We start from the raw sequence: 18,625 nt of genomic DNA on the forward strand, positions 1-18,625 counted from the left end.
GAGTACTGGGTGCGTCATGTGCGTGAGGCGGTCCGTTTCGCCGACGGGGTGCAGCACCTGTCGGGCATGGGTGTGACCTCGTGTCTGGAGCTCGGCCCGGACGGTGTGCTGTCGGGGATGGGTGCGGACACCGTCCCGGACGTGGTGTTCGCTCCGGTTCTGCGCAAGGATCGTGGTGAGGCCGGTGCGCTGGTGGAGGCGCTGGCGCAGGTGTTCGTCCGGGGCCACGATGTGGACTGGGCTGCCTTCCTCGCACCGGCCCGTCCCGCCCTGGTGGAGCTGCCCACCTACGCCTTCCAGCGAGGCCGGTACTGGATGGAATCCACTGTGGAAGCCGTCGGTGACCTCCGTGGCTCGGCTGATTCCGGTTTCTGGGATGCGGTGGAGCGTGGGGATGCGTCGGAGGTGGCGGATCTGCTGGCGTTGCCGGTGGAGGGTGCGTCGCTGACGGCGGTGTTGCCGGCGTTGTCGGCGTGGCGTCGGCGTGACCGGGAGTGGTCGGCTGTCGAGGGCTGGCGTTATCGGGTGGTGTGGTCGCCGGTGGCGGTGGGTTCTGGTGTGTTGTCGGGGGCGTGGCTGGTGGTGGTGCCGGCTGGGCTTGCTGGTGATGCGTGGGTGGGTGAGTGTGTCGCGGGTCTTGCGCGGTCTGGTGCGCGGCCTGTGGTGCTGGAGCTGGCTGGTGATGAGTCGGCTCGTGAGGTGGTGGCCGGTCGTCTGCGGTCGGTGCTGGCGGGTGAGCCTGCTGGGTTTGCTGGTGTGGTGTCGTTGCTGGGGTTGGCGTCGGGCCGGGACGGGGTGTTCGGTTCGGTTCCGGTGTCGGTGGCGTTGACGCTGGGTCTGGTGCAGGCGCTGGGTGATGTGGGTGTCGAGGCCCGGTTGTGGTGTGTGACCCGGGGTGCCGTGGCGGTGTCGGGGTCGGAGCGTGTGAGCGATCTGGATCAGTCGCAGGTCTGGGGTCTGGGCCGGGTGGCTGGTTTGGAGTTGGGTGGCCGTTGGGGTGGGGTGATTGATCTTCCTGTGGTGGTGGATGCCCGGTTGGTGGGGCGTCTGGCGGGGCTGTTTGCTTCGCGTGAGGGTGAGGTGGCTGTTCGTGCTGCGGGGGTGTTCGGGCGGCGTGTGATTCGTGCCGGTGCCGGGTCTGGTGTTGCTGGTGGTTCTTGGCGGGTGTCGGGGACGGTGCTGGTGACGGGTGGCACGGGTGGTCTGGGTCGTCATGTGGCGCGGTGGCTGGTGGGTGCTGGTGCGGAGCATGTGGTGCTGGCGTCGCGCCGGGGTGCGGGTGCTGCGGGTGTGGAGGAGTTGCGGGGGGAGTTCGCTGCTGCTGGTGTGGGGTTGTCGGTGGTGGCGTGTGATGTGGGGGAGCGGTCGGCGGTCGAGGGGCTGTTGGCGCAGGTGCCGGCGGGTTTGCCATTGACGGCGGTGGTGCATGCGGCGGGTGTGCTGGATGACGGTGTGCTGGATGGTTTGTCGGTGGGCCGGTTCGAGTCGGTGTTGCGGGCGAAGGCTGAGGGTGCGCGGCATCTGGATGAGTTGACGCGGGATCTGGGGTTGTCGGCGTTCGTGTTGTTCTCGTCGTTCTCGGCGACGGTGGGTGGTGCGGGGCAGGCGAATTATGCGGCGGCCAATGCGTATCTGGATGCGTTGGCGGAGGCGCGGCGTGCTGAGGGTCTGCCGGCGACGTCGATCGCGTGGGGCCCCTGGGCCGACGACGGCATGGCCGTCAGCAGTGCCGAGGTCAGCCGCACGCTGCGGCGCACCGGCATGCTGCCGATGGACCCGAGCCAGGCACTGAAGGCTCTGGAAAGGGCCCTGGTCCTGGACGACACCGTCGTCGCACTGGTCGACGCGGACTGGGCGCGCTTCGCGGACACCTTCGAGGCACGGCAGCTGTCGCGCATGCTCAGCAGCATTCCGGAAATAGCCCGACTGGCAGAGGCGGCCGGCACTCGGGCGGCGGACACGGAGCATGCCGAAGGGGCCTCTGCCCTCGTCCGCAAGCTGGCAGGTCTGTCCGAAGCGGAACGGCACCGGACCGTGCTCGAACTCGTACGAGCGCACGTCGCCGCCGTACTCGGCTACGCCGGGGCCGAGGCCATCGCGCCCGGCCGTGCCTTCACGGAGATCGGGTTCGACTCCCTGACCGCGGTGAACCTGCGCAACAGGCTCATCGAAGCCACGGACATGCAACTGTCGGCCACGCTGGTCTTCGACTACCCCACGCCATCCGCTCTCGCCGCCCACCTGCTCGCCGAACTGGGCGACGCGCACGACGACGATGCCGTGACGTCGCTGCCGGTCCCGACAGCCGCCGTCGACGACGAACCCATGGCGATCGTCTCCATGAGCTGTCGGTTCCCCGGAGGCGTGGCGAACGCGGAAGACCTGTGGAGCCTGCTCGCCGCCGGGGAGGACGCCCTCATCGCCTTCCCGACGGACCGCGGCTGGGACCTCGACGGACTGTACGACGCGGACCCGGAAGCGCTGGGCAAGAGCTACGTACGCGAGGGCGCGTTCCTCGCCGACGTCAGTGGCTTCGACGCGGACTTCTTCGGGATATCGCCTCGCGAGGCGCTGGCGATGGACCCGCAGCAGCGCCTGCTGCTGGAGACGGCCTGGGAGCTCTGGGAGCGGGCCGGCGTCGACCCCGAGACGGTGCGAGGCAGCCGGACGGGTGTGTTCATCGGTACGAACGGCCAGGAATACGTGTCCCTCGTGGACCGGGGGCCGGACGTGACCGAGGGCTATGTCGCCACCGGCAACGCGGCCAGTGTCGTCTCGGGGCGTATCTCCTACACGTTCGGTCTCGAGGGCCCTGCGGTCACGGTCGACACGGCGTGTTCGTCGTCGCTGGTGGCCCTGCACCTGGCGGCCCAGTCGCTGCGCCAGGGCGAATGCTCCCGCGCGATCGTCGGTGGCGTCTCGCTGATGATCTCGCCGCGAGGCTTCGTGGAGTTCAGTCGCCAGCGGGGTCTTGCTCCCGACGGCCGCTGCAAGGCGTTTGCTGCGGGCGCGGACGGCACCGGCTGGGGCGAGGGCGTGGGGCTGCTGCTGCTGGAGCGGCTCTCGGACGCCCGGCGCAACGGGCACCAGGTGCTGGCGGTGGTGCGTGGTTCGGCCGTCAATCAGGACGGTGCGAGCAATGGTCTGACGGCGCCGAACGGTCCGTCGCAGCAGCGGGTGATCCGGGCCGCGCTGGCCAGTGCCGGGCTGTCCGCACAGCAGGTGGACGTGGTGGAGGCGCACGGCACGGGCACGAAACTGGGTGACCCGATCGAGGCACAGGCGCTGCTGGCGACGTACGGCCAGGACCGTGCGGGAGACCGGCCGTTGTGGCTGGGGTCGGTGAAGTCGAACATCGGGCACACCCAGGCCGCGGCCGGTGTCGCCGGCATCATGAAGATGGTCCTGGCGATGCGCCACGGGCTGCTGCCGCAGACCCTGCACGTCGACGAGCCCTCCCCGCACGTGGACTGGTCCTCCGGCACGGTGCGGCTGCTGACCGAGGCCACCCCGTGGGCGGAGGGCGAGGAGCCCCGCCGGGCGGGTGTGTCGGCGTTCGGTGTCAGTGGGACGAACGCGCACGTGATCCTTGAGGAGGCTCCGGCGGCTGACGAGGAGCCGGCCGCGGATACCTCGCCGAGTGTGACGCCCGTGGTGGTGCCCTGGGTCGTGTCGGCGAAGTCCGAGGCCGCGCTGCGGGCGCAGGCCGAGCGACTCAGGTCGTTCGTCGCGGAGGGCCCCGAGTTGTCGTCGGCGGATGTCGGGTTGTCGTTGGTGACGACGCGGTCGGTGTTCGAGCACCGAGCCGTGGTCCTGGACGGCCTCAACGGCCTCGAAGCGCTGACTGAGGGCCGAGAGTCCTCGGGCGTCGTTCGGGGAAGCGCCGCCGATGTCGATGACCGTGCCGTCTTCGTGTTCCCGGGGCAGGGCTCGCAGTGGGCCGGGATGGCCGCTGAACTGCTCGCCACGTCCCCGGTGTTCGCGGAGCGGATGGCCGAGTGCGCGATGGCGCTGGAGCCGTTCGTGGACTGGTCGTTGACCGACATCGTCCGGGATATGGACTCTGACGCCTGGATGGAGCAGGTCGATGTGGTCCAGCCCGTGCTGTGGGCTGTGATGGTGTCGCTGGCCGAGGTGTGGCGCTCGCACGGTGTCGAACCCGCTGCGGTGATCGGTCACTCGCAGGGCGAGATAGCCGCCGCGTGTGTGGCCGGGGCCTTGTCGGTGCAGGACGCGGCGAAGGTGGTGGCGCTGCGCAGCAAGGCCATCCGGGCCTTGTCGGGCCGTGGTGGCATGGTGTCCGTTTCCCTGGGTGCTGACGAGGTCAGTGAGCGTCTGTCGGCGTGGGGCGGTCGTCTGTCGGTCGCGGCGGTCAACGGTCCCGCGGTCGTGGTCGTCTCCGGTGACGCGGACGCGTTGGACGAGCTCTTGGCTGCCTGTGAGGCGGAGGGTGTGCGCGCCCGGCGTATCGCCGTGGACTACGCCTCGCACAGCGCGCACGTGGAGCACATCGAGGACGTCGTTCTCCAGGACCTGACGGGGATTGCCCCGCAGGCGTCGAGTGTGCCGTTCTATTCCACAGTGACGGGTGGTGTCCTGGACACCAGTGGCCTGGACGCTGGTTACTGGTACCGCAACCTGCGGCAGACGGTCCGTTTCGCGGACACCCTGCGTGTGCTCCTCGACGACGGTTTCCGTCTCTTCGTGGAGTCCAGCGCCCACCCGGTGCTGACGATGGGCGTCGAGCAGACCGCCGAGACGCACACCAACAGTCCTGTCACTGCCGTGGGTTCACTGCGCCGTAACGAGGGCGGCATGGAGCGGTTCCTGACCTCCGCCGCCGAGGCGTTCGTCGGTGGTGCGACGGTCGACTGGGCCTCTCTGTTCAGCGGTACTCGTGCCCAGCGGATCGACCTGCCCACGTACGCGTTCCAGGAGCAGCACTTCTGGATCGAACCGTCCGCCGACCGTCAGGGCGACGTCGCGTCGGCCGGTCTCGCGTCCGCCGATCACCCGCTGCTGGGCGCGGCCGTGACGTTGCCGGAGACCGGCGGGCATCTCTTCACGGGCCGGCTCTCGCTGCGTTCCCACCCTTGGCTGGCCGACCACGTACTTCACGGCTCGGCGCTGCTCCCGACCTCCGTCTTCGTCGAGTTGGCGATGCGTGCCGGGGACGCGGTCGGCTACGACCGGCTGGAGGAGCTGACACCGCAGACGCCGCTGACCCTGCCGGAGGGCGGGGCAGTCCAGCTCCAGCTGGCGGTGAGCGGACCGGATGCCTCCGGCCGTCGTACGCTGAGTGTCTACTCGCGCCACGAGGACGGGTCCTCGGACCTCTCCTGGACCTGCCACGCCCGCGGTGTGCTCACGACCGGTGCCCCGGTGGCAGCGGATCCGGCTGCTCACGGCCTCGGCCAGTGGCCCCCGGTGGACGCCGACCCGATCGACGTGACGACGCTCTACGAGAGCGGGGCGGCAGACGCCGGCCTCGTCCACGGCCCTGCCTTCCGTGCGCTGCGTCAGGCGTGGCGCCGAGGCGAGGAGATCCTCGCCGAGGTGGCACTGCCGGAAGAGCAGCGGGCGGACATCGGACGTTACGGACTGCATCCGGTGCTGCTGGACGCTGCCCTCCACGTCATGGACGGCAGGTCGCTCGGTGCGGACGGCGCCCCGGTCGTGCTACCGCACGCATGGAACGGCGCGTCCCTGTACGCCACCGGCGCGACCACGCTGCGCGTGCGGCTTTCCCCGGCGGCCGGGACCGGTGTCGCCTTGCTGCTGGCCGACGAGTCCGGTCGGGCGGTGGCCACCGTGGAAGCGGTGACCACCCGGACGGTCACTCCGGACGACGTGACCGGCGGAGACCGAGTGCCGCATCAGTCGCTGTTCCGCGTGGAATGGTCGGCTCCGCCGACGGCGTCTGTCGCGGCGGCGGAAGGCGGCGCCCGTCCGGTCGTCGTGGGCCCCGACGCGACTGAGTTCCAGACCCTTCTCGCCGGCACCGAATCGGCCGGCCACCCGTACGGCGAGACGTACACCGCTCTCACCGACGTGGTGATGTCCGACGGGAACGCGCCCGCATACGTACTGCTGCCCGTCCTCTCCGCCTCCCGGACCGTTACGGGTGGGGGTGTGGGTGATCCGGCGGTGGTGCGTTCGGTGACGCGTCGTGCGCTGGGGGTGTTGCAGGAGTGGCTGGGTGAGGAGCGTTTCGCGGGGTCGCGTCTGGTGGTGGTGACCCGGGGTGCGGTGTCTGCTGTGCCTGGTGAGGATGTGTCCGATCTGGCGGCGGCTGCGGTGTGGGGGTTGGTGCGGTCCGCGCAGGCGGAGCATCCGGAGCGGTTCGTGCTGTGTGACGTGGACGGGCACGGGGTGTCGGACGCGTTGCTCGATGCGGTACTCGCCTGTGACGAACCACAGATCGCCGTACGCGAAGGGCTGGCCCGCATCCCGCGGCTGACCAGGGCGAGTGTCTCCGCCGTTCCGGCTCCGACGTCGGCCCCTGTGTGGGACACCGACGGCTCGGTGCTGATCACCGGCGCGAGCGGTGTACTGGGGCGCCTGGTGGCGCGGCATCTCGTCACTGAACACGGGGTCCGTTGCGTGGTGCTGGCCTCGCGTCGCGGACGGAGCATGCCCGGAGCGGCTGAACTGGAGAAGGAACTGAACGCGCTGGGGGCCGACGTGGTCTTCGAGGCGTGTGACGTGACCGACCGCGACGCGGTGGCCGGCCTGCTGACGCGCATTCCGGAGGAACGCCCGCTGCGCGGAGTGGTCCACGCCGCCGGCGTCCTGGACGACGGCCTCATCGAGTCGCTGACACCGGAACGGCTGGACGGGGTACTGCGCCCCAAGGTCGATGCAGCGATGCACCTGCACGAACTCACCCGGGACATGGAACTGACGGCGTTCGTCCTGTTCTCCTCGGCCGCCGCGACGTTCGGTGCGGCCGGGCAGGGCAACTACGCCGCGGCCAACATGTTCCTGGACGCCCTGGCAGCGCACCGTCGCGCGCACGCGCTGCCCGCGATCTCGCTGGCCTGGGGATTCTGGGCCGAGCGCAGCGAGATGACCGGCCACCTCGGTGAGGTCGACATGGCCCGCCTGGCGCGGTTCGGCATGACGCCCCTTCCCGCGGACGAAGGGCTGGCGCTGTTCGACGCCGCCCAGACGGCGGACGAGTACCTCCTGGTCCCCACGCGCATGGACGTCGCCGTGCTGCGCGCCAACGCACGGCCCGGAACCGTCCCAGCGATCCTGCGGCACCTCATCGGAGCCCCGGCCCGCCGGGTCGTCGAGTCGGCCGCCGACGACGGCGGGACTCCCGCCCTGGTACGGCGTCTGGCCGGTCTTGCGCCGCGCGAGCGGGAAGAGGCCGTACAAGAGCTGGTGGCCGACTGCGCCGCAGCCGTCCTGGGACACGCGGACAAGATCGCGGTGGACCGTGCCTTCAAGGATCTCGGTTTCGACTCGCTGACCGCGGTCGAACTCCGCAACCGTCTCAACGCCGCCACGGGCGTCAAGCTCTCGGCCACTCTCGTGTTCGACTATCCGACCCCGGCCGCGGCAGCCCGCCACATCCTCGGCGAACTGCTGGGACCGGAACACACGGACGACGAGTCGCAGGCAGCCGCGGCAGCCGCCGCGCGTCCGGCGACGACGCCGCGGACGGCACCCGAGGACGAGCCGATCGCCATCGTGGGCATGGGCTGCCGCTTCCCCGGCGGCGTCCACACCCCCGAGGACCTGTGGCACCTCCTCGTCAACGACGGCGACGCGGTGGCCGGCCTGCCGACCGACCGAGGATGGGACCTCGAGGCGCTGTACCACCCGGACCCCGACCACAAGGGCACGGCGTACGCCCGTGAGGGCGGTTTCCTGTACGACGCGGCTGAGTTCGACCCCGGGTTCTTCGGTATCTCCCCGCGTGAGGCGTTGGCGATGGACCCGCAGCAGCGCCTGCTGCTGGAGACGTCATGGGAGGCGCTGGAGCGGGCGGGTATCGACCCTGCCTCGGTGCGCGGCAGCCAGACCGGAGTGTTCTGCGGTCTGACCTACCACGACTACGGCGACTTGGTACACCAGGCCGGAGAGGCCTCGGAGGGCTACCTGATGACCGGCAACGCCGGCAGCGTCGCCTCGGGGCGCATCTCCTACACGTTCGGGTTCGAGGGTCCCGCGGTGACGGTGGACACGGCGTGTTCGTCGTCCCTGGTGGCCCTGCACTGGGCGGCACAGGCACTGCGGCAGGGCGAGTGCTCGCTGGCTCTGGCAGGCGGTGCGACGGTGATGGCCAGCCCCGGCGCCTTCGTGGAGTTCAGCCGCCAGCGGGGCCTGGCTCCTGACGGCCGGTGCAAGGCGTTCGCGGCCGACGCGGACGGCACCGGCTGGGCGGAGGGCGTCGGCATGCTCCTCCTGGAGCGGCTCTCCGACGCCCGTCGCAACGGGCATCAGGTTCTGGCAGTGGTACGGGGGTCGGCGCTGAACCAGGACGGTGCCAGCAATGGCCTGTCCGCGCCGAACGGCCCGTCGCAGCAGCGGGTCATCCGCGCCGCGCTGGCCAATGCCGGGCTGTCCGCACAGCAGGTGGATGCGGTCGAGGCGCACGGGACGGGGACGAAGCTGGGTGATCCGATCGAGGCGCAGGCGCTGCTGGCGACCTATGGTCAGGACCGTCCTGAGGACCGGCCGTTGTGGTTGGGTTCGGTGAAGTCGAACATCGGTCACACGCAGGCGGCGGCGGGTGTCGCGGGGATCATGAAGATGGTGCTGGCGATGCGGCACGGCGTGCTGCCCCGCACCTTGCATGTGGATGAGCCGTCCTCGCATGTGGACTGGGCCTCGGGTGCGGTCGAGCTGCTCACAGCAGGCATGCCGTGGCCCGAGTCGGGCCGTCCGCGTCGGGCGGGTGTGTCGTCGTTCGGTATCAGTGGGACGAACGCGCACGTGATTCTGGAGCAGGCTCCTGCGGTCGAGGAAGAGCCGGTCACGGAGTCTTCGCCGAGTGTGGCGCCGGGTGTGGTGCCGTGGGTGGTGTCCGGCAGGTCGGAGGCGGCGTTGCGGGGGCAGGCGGAGCGGCTGGCGACGTTCCTGGCCGAGCGTTCTGAGCTTGACCCGGTGGATGTGGCGTGGTCGTTGGTGTCGTCGCGGTCGGTGTTCGAGCATCGGGCGGTGGTGCTGTCGGGTGACCGTGCCGGGTTGGTGGCTGTGGCTTCGGGTGAGCCGGTTGCCGGTGTGGTGCGGGGGCAGGTGGTTGCGGGCCGGCTGGCGGTGCTGTTCTCGGGTCAGGGCAGTCAGCGGGTCGGGATGGGCCGGGAGCTGTATGAGGCTTTCCCGGTGTTCGCCGAGGCCTTTGACGAGGTGTGTGCCGGCTTCGACGGTCTGCTGGAGCGGCCGTTGCGTGAGGTGGTGTTCACCGACGCTGAAGCGTTGGATGCGACGGTGTTCACGCAGGCGGCGTTGTTCGCCATCGAGGTGGCGTTGTTCCGGCTGGTCGGCTCGTGGGGTGTGCGTCCTGATGTGGTGGGCGGGCATTCGATCGGTGAGCTGGCTGCCGCGCATGTGGCGGGTGTGTGGTCGCTGGCGGATGCGTGTGTGCTGGTGGCTGCACGTGGCCGGCTGATGCAGGCGTTGCCGGCGGGCGGTGCGATGCTCGCCGTGGAGGCGGATGAGGCAACGGTCCGGGTTGCGCTGGTGGGCCGGGAGGGTGTGGATGTCGCCGCGGTGAACGGGCCGCAGGCGGTGGTGGTCTCCGGCGACGGAACCCAGGTCGTGGAGCTGGAAGAGGCGTGGCGGGCTGAGGGCCGGCGGGTGCGTCGTCTGCGGGTGTCGCACGCGTTCCATTCGCCGTTGATGGCCCCGATGCTGGCCGAGTTCCGGCAGATCGCCCAGTCCCTGACCTATGACGAGCCCCGCCTTTCCGTGCTGTCGAACGTGACGGGCGAGATAGCGGACCCGGGTCTGGTGTGTGATCCGGAGTATTGGGTGCGTCACGTCCGTGAGGCGGTCCGTTTCGCCGACGGTGTGACGTGTCTGTCCGAGCTGGGTGTGACGTCGTGCCTGGAGTTGGGTCCCGATGGTGTGCTGTCGGGGATGGGTGCGGACACGGTCTCGGACGTGGTGTTCGCTCCGGTTCTGCGTAGGGACCGTGGTGAGGCCGGTGCGCTGGTGGAGGCGCTGGCGCAGGTGTTCGTCCGAGGCCACGACGTGGACTGGGCTGCCTTCCTCGCCTCGGCCCGTCCTCGTCTGGTGGAGCTGCCCACCTACGCCTTCCAACGGGAGCGCTACTGGGTCCAGCCGGAGCAGCCCGCCGCCGACACATCACTCGATGTCCGTGACTCGGCTGATGCGGGTTTCTGGGATGCGGTGGAGCGTGGGGATGCGTCGGAGGTGGCGGATCTGCTGGCGTTGCCGGCGGAGGGTGCGTCGCTGACGGCGGTGCTGCCGGCGTTGTCGGCGTGGCGTCGGCGTGACCGGGAGTGGTCGGCTGTCGAGGGCTGGCGTTATCGGGTGGTGTGGTCGCCGGTGGCGATGGGTTCTGGTGCGTTGTCGGGGGCGTGGCTGGTGGTGGTGCCGGCTGGGTTTGCTGGTGATGCGTGGGTGGGTGAGTGTGTTGCGGGTCTTGCGCGTTCGGGTGCGCGGCCTGTGGTGCTTGAGCTTGCCGGGGGTGAGTCGGGTCGTGAGGTGGTGGCCGGGCGTCTGCGGTCGGTGTTGGCTGGTGAGCCTGACGGGTTCGCTGGTGTGGTGTCGTTGCTGGGGTTGGTGTCGGGCCGGGACGGGGTGTTCGGGTCGGTTCCGGTGTCGGTGGCGTTGACGCTGGGTCTGGTGCAGGCGCTGGGTGATGTGGGTGTCGAGGCCCGGTTGTGGTGTGTGACCCGCGGTGCAGTCGCGGTGTCGGGGTCGGAACGCGTCAGCGATCTCGATCAGTCTCAGATGTGGGGACTGGGCCGGGTCGCGGCCACTGAGGGCACGGAACGCTGGGGCGGTCTGGTCGATCTTCCTGAGGTGGTGGATGCCCGGTTGGTGGGGCGTCTGGCGGGGGTGTTTGCCTCGGGTGAGGGTGAGGTGGCTGTTCGTGCTGCGGCGGTGTTCGGGCGGCGTGTGATCCGTGCCGGTTCTACCTATGGTGTTGGTGTTGCTGGTGGTTCTTGGCGGGTGTCGGGGACGGTGCTGGTGACGGGTGGCACGGGTGGTCTGGGTCGTCATGTGGCGCGGTGGCTGGTGGGTGCTGGTGCGGAGCATGTGGTGCTGGCGTCGCGTCGGGGTGCGGGTGCTGCGGGTGTGGAGGAGTTGCGGGGGGAGTTTGCTGCTGCTGGTGTGGGGTTGTCGGTGGTGGCGTGTGATGTGGGGGAGCGGTCGGCGGTCGAGGGGCTGTTGGCGCAGGTGCCGGCGGAGTTGCCGTTGTCGGCGGTGGTGCATGCGGCGGGTGTGCTGGATGACGGTGTGCTGGATGGTTTGTCGGTGGGCCGGTTCGAGTCGGTGTTGCGGGCGAAGGCTGAGGGTGCGCGGCATCTGCATGAGTTGACGCGGGACCTGGGGTTGTCGGCGTTCGTGTTGTTCTCGTCGTTCTCGGCGACGGTGGGCGGTGCGGGGCAGGCCAACTACGCGGCGGCCAACGCCTATCTGGACGCTCTGGCGGAGTCACGGCGGGCCGAGGGTCTGCCGGCGACGTCGATCGCGTGGGGCCCCTGGGCCGACGACGGCATGGCTGCTCAGAACGCACTGGTCAGCGGCCGCATGGAGCGGTTCGGGCTGCCTCCCATGGAGCCCGGGCTCGCCCTCAAGGCACTGGAGCAGGCCGTCACCGGTCCCGATGCCTGCCCGGTGATCACCGATGTCGACTGGTCCCGGTTCGCCAAGGAACTGACCGGTTCCCGCACCAGCGCGCTGTTCGGTGAGATCGCCGAAGTGCGGCAGCTCCACCAGAGCGTCGGCGAGTTCACCGAAGACGCCTCTGCCGAGCGTGCTCTGCCGCTCGCGGAGAACCTGGCGGCCCTTCCCGCAGCCGAGCGGGAGGCGTTGCTGCTCGACCTGATCCGCAAGCACACGGCCACCGTGCTGGGGCACGCCACGCACGCGGGGATCGACGCGGAGCGGGGCTTCTTCGAGATGGGTCTCGACTCGCTCACCGCGGTGGAACTGCGCAACCGGCTGAACACCGCCACCGGGCTGAGGTTGCGACCCACCACGCTCTTCGACTACGCCTCACCGTCCGCGCTGGCTCACCATCTCCTGGCGGAGCTGGCCCCGGACCACGACGCGGCGGAGAAGGCGTTGCCCGCGGAGATCGACCACCTCGAAGCCGTTCTCACCGCACTGCCGCAGGACGACATCGCTCGGACGAAGGCTGTCGTCCGGCTCCAGGCGATGCTCGCGAAGCTGGACCAGCCCGGTGCCGCGTTCGCAGAGGGCGCCGGACCGGACGACGCGGTGGACGACGATCTCGAAGACGCTTCGCTCGACGAGCTCTTCGACGTGATCGACCGAGAACTCGGGGATGCCTGAGAATGATCAAGAACCGTTTGGTGTCCGCGAGGGGGCAGGACTAAGTGTCGAACGAAGAGAAGCTGGTCGAGTACCTGAAGCGGGTCATGGCCGATCTGCGTCAGACCCAACGCCGCCTTCGTGACGTCGAGGACAAGGCCCAGGAGCCCGTCGCGATCGTCGGGATGAGCTGCCGCTTCCCCGGCGGAGTGCGGTCCCCGGAAGAACTGTGGGAGCTGCTCGCCGCCGGCGGCGACGCCGTCGCCGAGTTCCCGGACGACCGTGGCTGGGACCTCGCCACCCTCTACGACCCGGACCCGGACCGGGCCGACACGTCGTACGTCAAGGAAGGCGCCTTCCTGTCCGACGCGGGTGCTTTCGACCCGGCGTTCTTCGGCATATCGCCCCGCGAGGCGCTGGCCATGGACCCGCAGCAGCGGCTCCTGCTGGAGACCAGTTGGGAAGCCATGGAGCGCGCCGGCATCGCACCGGCCTCGGTGCGCGGCACCAAGGCCGGGGTCTTCGTCGGCACCAACGGTCAGGACTACGTCGAGGCCCTGCGCCAGGCTCCGAAGGGCGTCGAGGGCTACCTGGCCACCAGCAGCGCGGCCAGCGTGATGTCCGGCCGCCTCTCCTACACCTTCGGGTTCGAGGGCCCCGCCGTGACGGTGGACACAGCGTGTTCGTCGTCGCTGGTGGCCCTGCACATGGCGGTGCAGTCACTGCGCCAGGGCGAGTGCTCGGTCGCCTTCGCCGGCGGAGCCACCCTGATGACCACGCCGGGATTGTTCGTGGCGTTCAGCCGCCAGCGAGGTCTGGCGGCCGACGGCCGGTGCAAGGCCTTCGCGGCGGGCGCGGACGGCACCGGCTGGGGCGAGGGTGTGGGCATGCTCCTGCTGGAGCGCCTCTCCGACGCCCGGCGCAACGCGCACCCGGTACTCGCCGTGATCCGAGGCTCCGCCGTCAACCAGGACGGCACCAGCAGTGGCCTGACCGTGCCGAACGGCATCTCCCAGCAGCGCGTCATTCTTCAGGCTCTGGCGAACGCCCGGCTGTCGGCGACCGAGATCGACGCCGTCGAGGCGCACGGTACGGGAACAACGCTGGGTGACCCGATCGAGGCGCAGGCGCTGCTGGCGACGTACGGCCAGGACCGTCCTGAGGGCCGACCGCTGCGGCTCGGCTCGGTCAAGTCGAACTTCGGGCACACGCAGGCGGCGGCCGGTGTGGCCGGTGTGATGAAGATGGTGCTGGCGATGCAGCACGGGCTGCTGCCGCAGACCCTGCACGTCGACGAGCCCTCGCCGCAGGTGGACTGGTCGGCCGGCGATGTGGAACTCCTGACGGAGCCCGTGCCGTGGCCTGGAGGTGAGGAACCCCGTAGGGCGGGAGTCTCGGCCTTCGGCGTCAGCGGCACGAACGCGCATGTGATCCTGGAGCAGGCTCCTGCGGTCGAGGAGCAGCCGGTTGCGGAGCCTTCGCCGAGTGTGACGCCGGTGGTGGTGCCGTGGGTGGTGTCGGCGAAGTCCGAGGCGGCGCTGCGGGCGCAGGCCGGACGACTGGCCCAGCATGCGCGTAGCCAGGCGGAGTTGCCGTCGATCGATGTGGGCATGTCGTTGGCGACGACGCGGTCGGTGTTCGAGCACCGGGCCGTGGTCCTGAATGGCCTGGACGGTCTGGAGGCGCTGGCCGAGGGGCGTGATGCCTCGGGTGTGGTGCGGGGGAGTGCGGCGGGAGCGGACGGCCGTGCGGTGTTCGTGTTCCCGGGGCAGGGGTCGCAGTGGGCGGGTATGGCGGCCGAGTTGCTGGAGTCGTCCCCGGTGTTCGCGGAGCGGATGGCCGAGTGCGCGGCGGCGCTGGAGCCGTTCGTGGACTGGTCGCTGATCGACATTCTGCGGGATGTGGAGTCTGACGCCTGGCTGGAGCAGGTCGATGTGGTGCAGCCGGTGTTGTGGGCTGTGATGGTGTCGCTGGCCGAGGTGTGGCGCTCGCACGGTGTCGAGCCGGCCGCGGTGATCGGTCACTCGCAGGGTGAGATCGCTGCCGCGTGTGTGGCGGGCGCGCTGTCGCTCGAGGACGCGGCGAAGGTCGTGGCGCTGCGCAGCAAGGCGATCCGGGCGTTGTCGGGGCGGGGCGGCATGGTGTCGGTCTCGCTGAGCGCTGACGAGGTGGAGAAGCGGCTCGCTGACTGGGGCGGGCGTCTGTCGGTCGCGGCGGTCAACGGTCCGGCGGTCGTGGTCGTCTCCGGTGACGCCGATGCGTTGGACGAGCTGTTGGCTGCCTGTGAGGCGGGGGGTGTGCAGGCCCGGCGTATCGCGGTGGACTACGCCTCGCACAGCGCGCATGTGGAGCAGATCGAGGACGTCCTTCTCCAGGACCTCGCCGGTATCGCGCCGCAGGCGTCGAGCGTGCCGTTCTACTCGACGGTGACGGGCGGTGTCCTGGACACCGCGTCCCTGGACGCGGGGTACTGGTATCGCAACCTGCGCCAGACGGTCCGTTTCGCGGACACGGTCCGCGCGCTCCTCGACGACGGTTTCCGTCTCTTCGTCGAGTCCAGTGCCCATCCGGTGCTGACGATGGGTGTCGAGCAGACCGCCGAGGCGCACACCAACAGTCCTGTCACTGCGGTGGGTTCGCTGCGGCGTGGTGAGGGCGGCATGGAGCGGTTCCTGACCTCTGCCGCCGAGGCGTTCGTTTCCGGAGCAGCTGTGGACTGGGCCGGGGTGTTCACCGGAACCGGTGCCCGGCGGGTCGATCTGCCCACGTACGCCTTCCAGCACCAGCACTTCTGGCTCAAGCCGCCTGCCTCTCGCGTCGGTGACGTGGCGGCGGTCGGCCTCGGTTCGGCGGACCACCCGCTGCTGGGAGCGGTGGTCTCGCTGGCGGACGCGCACGGACTGGTCCTGACGGGCCGGTTGTCGCTGGCGGCACAGCCGTGGCTCGCCGACCACCTCGTGCTGGGCAACGTGGTGGTACCGGGCACGGCGTTCGTGGAGCTCGCCCTGCGAGCGGCGGACGCGGCCGGCGGCCGGGTGGTGGAGGAGCTGACGCTCCAGGCACCGCTGGTGCTGCCCGGGTCCGGGGCGGTACAGGTCCAGGTCGTCGTGAGCGGCACGGACGATCCGGAACGCCGCGAAGTGGGGGTCTTCTCCCGCGCCGAGGGCGACGACGACGGACCGTGGACCTGCCATGCCAGGGGCCTGCTCTCCCTGTCCGGGAGCGAGGCCGGCGGTGAGAGGCACCCGTTGGCCGAGTGGCCGCCCGCGGGCGCCGCGCCGGTGCCGGTGGACGACCTGTACGAGCGACTCGCCGGGCTGGGGCTCGACTACGGCCCGGTCTTCCGCGGCGTACGGGCGGCCTGGCGGCAGGACGACGACATGTTCGCCGAGGTCGCCCTCCCGGAGGAGGCGTGGGACGAGGCGGAGCGCTACGGCATCCACCCGGCCCTGCTGGACGCGGCGCTGCACGTCACCGGCGTCGGACACTCGGTCGATGCGGGTGCGGGCGACGGCGACGCCGGGGAGCCCGGTACGGCACGGCTGCCCTTCGCCTGGAGCGGGGTCTCGCTGTACGCCGCCGGCGCCTCCACGCTGCGGGTGCGGTTGTCCAGGGCGGGGAGGGACGGTGTGTCGGTGCTGGTCGCCGACACCACGGGAGCGCCGGTGGCGTCGGTCGGCTCGCTGGTGGGCCGACCCGTTGCCCCGGAGCTGCTCGACAGCGCCGCCCGGCCCTCGCTGGACTCGCTGTTCGGGGTGAGCTGGGAAACACTCGCCGCCAGCGCCGCACCGGCAGACACCGCCCAGCAGTGGGCCGTACTCGGCACGGATCCCTCCTTCGCCGAAGCCTTCGGAGGAACAGCCGTACGGCAGGCGGCGACCATCGCGGACCTGTCATCGTCCACGAAGCCGGCCTTCCCGGACGTCGTGCTGGTGCCGTGCGTCTCCTCCACGGACGACATCCCCGCCGCCACACGCGAGCTGACCGGCCGTGCGCTGCACGCCGTACGGGAATGGCTCGGCAGTGCAGCCGCCACCGGATCGAAGCTCGTCTTCCTGACGCGCGGCGGCATGTCGACGGCAGCTGGCGAGGACGTCACGGACCTGGCCGCCTCAGCGGTCTGGGGCCTCGTCCGCTCCGCCCAGACGGAGCACCCGGACCGGTTCCATCTCGTCGACCTCGACACCTGGGACGACGCCGCCGACACCGTGCGCGCGGCGCTCGCAGCCGAGGAACCCCAGATCGCCGTACGGGCGACCGAGATACGCGCTCCCCGTCTGGTCAGGGCGTCCATACCCGCGACGGACGGTCCGAGCACCCCCTGGAGTGCCGAGGGAACCGTCCTGATCACCGGCGCGAGCGGCCTCCTGGGCGGCCTGGTCGCCCGCCACCTGGCAGCCGAGCACGGCGTACGGCACCTGGTGCTGGTGTCACGCCGTGGCCCGGAGGCCACCGGGGCACCGCAACTCGCCGCCGAACTGCGGACCTTGGGCGCAGAGGCCGTCTTCGAGGCCTGCGACGTGACGGACCGCGACGCGCTCGCCGGTGTTCTGGCGCGCATCCCCGATGCCGCGCCGCTGTGTGCGGTGGTACACGCGGCGGGCGTCCTGGACGACGGCGTGGTCGACGCGCTGACGCCCGAGCGGATCGACACCGTCCTGCGGCCGAAGGCGGACGCGGCCCTGCTCCTGCACGAGCTGACCCGAGACCTCAACCCGTCCGCGTTCGTGCTCTTCTCCTCCGCCGCCGCGGTCTTCGGAGCGGCCGGCCAGGCCAACTACGCCGCGGCGAACGCCTTCCTGGACGCTCTGGCGGCGCACCGGCGGGCCCAGGGCCTGCCCGCCGTCTCGCTGGCCTGGGGCTTCTGGGCCGAGCGCAGCGAGATGACCGGCCACCTGGCCGACACCGACCTCGCCCGCATGGCCCGCGGCGGTGTCGTACCGCTGGCTTCGCGGGAAGGCCTCGCGCTCTTCGACGCGGCCACCACCGCGGACCAGGCACTCCTCGTCCCCGTACGGTTCACGAACGCCGCCCTTCAGGGCGGGAGCGGCCCCGTTCCGCCGCTGCTGCGGCGACTGGTGCGCCCTCGCGTGCGACGTGCCGCCGCGGCGACGACGACCGACATGGCCGACGGCCTGGCCGGCATCCTCGCCGGCCTGTCGGAGACCGATCGTGAACAGACCGTACTGGACCTGGTGCGCACCCACATCGCATCCGTCCTCGGTTACGCGGCACCCGACGAGGTCGCATCCGACCTGGCGTTCAAGGAGTTGGGGTTCGACTCGTTGACGGCGGTGGAGCTGCGGAACCGGTTGAACGGGGCCACGGGGCTGCGGTTGCCGGCGACGTTGGTGTTCGACTATCCGTCGCCGGTGGTGCTGGCGCGTCATCTGGTGGCGGAGCTGGTGGCGGCGAACGTCGTGGCGGGCGGGGGTGCGGTCCGTCCGGCGGCGTTGGTGTCGGGTCGGGTGTCGGGTTCGGTGGTGGACGAGCCGGTCGCGATCGTGGCGATGAGCTGTCGTTTCCCAGGGGGTGTGCGTACTCCGGAGGAGTTGTGGCGGCTTTTGGAGCGTGACGGGGATGCGATGGGTGCGTTCCCCGAGGATCGTGGCTGGGATCTGGAGGCGTTGTATCACCCGGATCCTGACCACAAGGGCACGGCGTATGCCCGTGAGGGTGGTTTCCTGTACGAGGCGGGGGAGTTCGATCCGGGGTTCTTCGGTATTTCGCCGCGTGAGGCGTTGGCGATGGATCCGCAGCAGCGTTTGTTGTTGGAGACGTCGTGGGAGGCGTTGGAGCGGGCGGGTATCGATCCGGCCTCGGTGCGGGGCAGCCAGACCGGCGTCTTCGCGGGGATCATGCACCACGACTACGGTTCCCTCTCGGTTCCCGAGGGCGTCGAGGGCTACATCGGCAACGGCACCGCGGGGAGCATCGCCTCGGGGCGGATCTCCTACACCTTCGGGTTCGAGGGTCCTGCGGTGACGGTGGACACGGCGTGTTCGTCGTCGTTGGTGGCGTTGCATCTGGCGGTGCAGTCGTTGCGTCAGGGTGAGTGTTCGCTGGCGTTGGCCGGTGGTGTGACGGTGATGGCGACGCCGGCGCTGTTCGTGGAGTTCAGTCGTCAGCGGGGGTTGTCGCC

At 70.4% G+C, this 18,625-nt stretch carries 2 protein-coding genes; both read left to right on the forward strand.

What is annotated here, in order from left to right; genetic code table 11:
- Positions 1 to 18 precede the first annotated feature (18 nt).
- Positions 19 to 12,504, forward strand: a complete 12,486-nt coding sequence (locus ACGF3H_RS35850) for a type I polyketide synthase (RefSeq protein ID WP_393816610.1) — start codon at positions 19 to 21, stop codon at positions 12,502 to 12,504.
- 44 nt (positions 12,505 to 12,548) lie between these two features.
- Positions 12,549 to 18,625, forward strand: a 6,077-nt coding sequence (locus ACGF3H_RS35855) for a type I polyketide synthase (protein WP_393816611.1), incomplete at its 3' end; no start/stop codon positions are given.

Origin of the sequence: Streptomyces sp. NPDC048185 (assembly GCF_043202495.1) — a bacterium.
Lineage (GTDB): Bacteria > Actinomycetota > Actinomycetes > Streptomycetales > Streptomycetaceae > Streptomyces.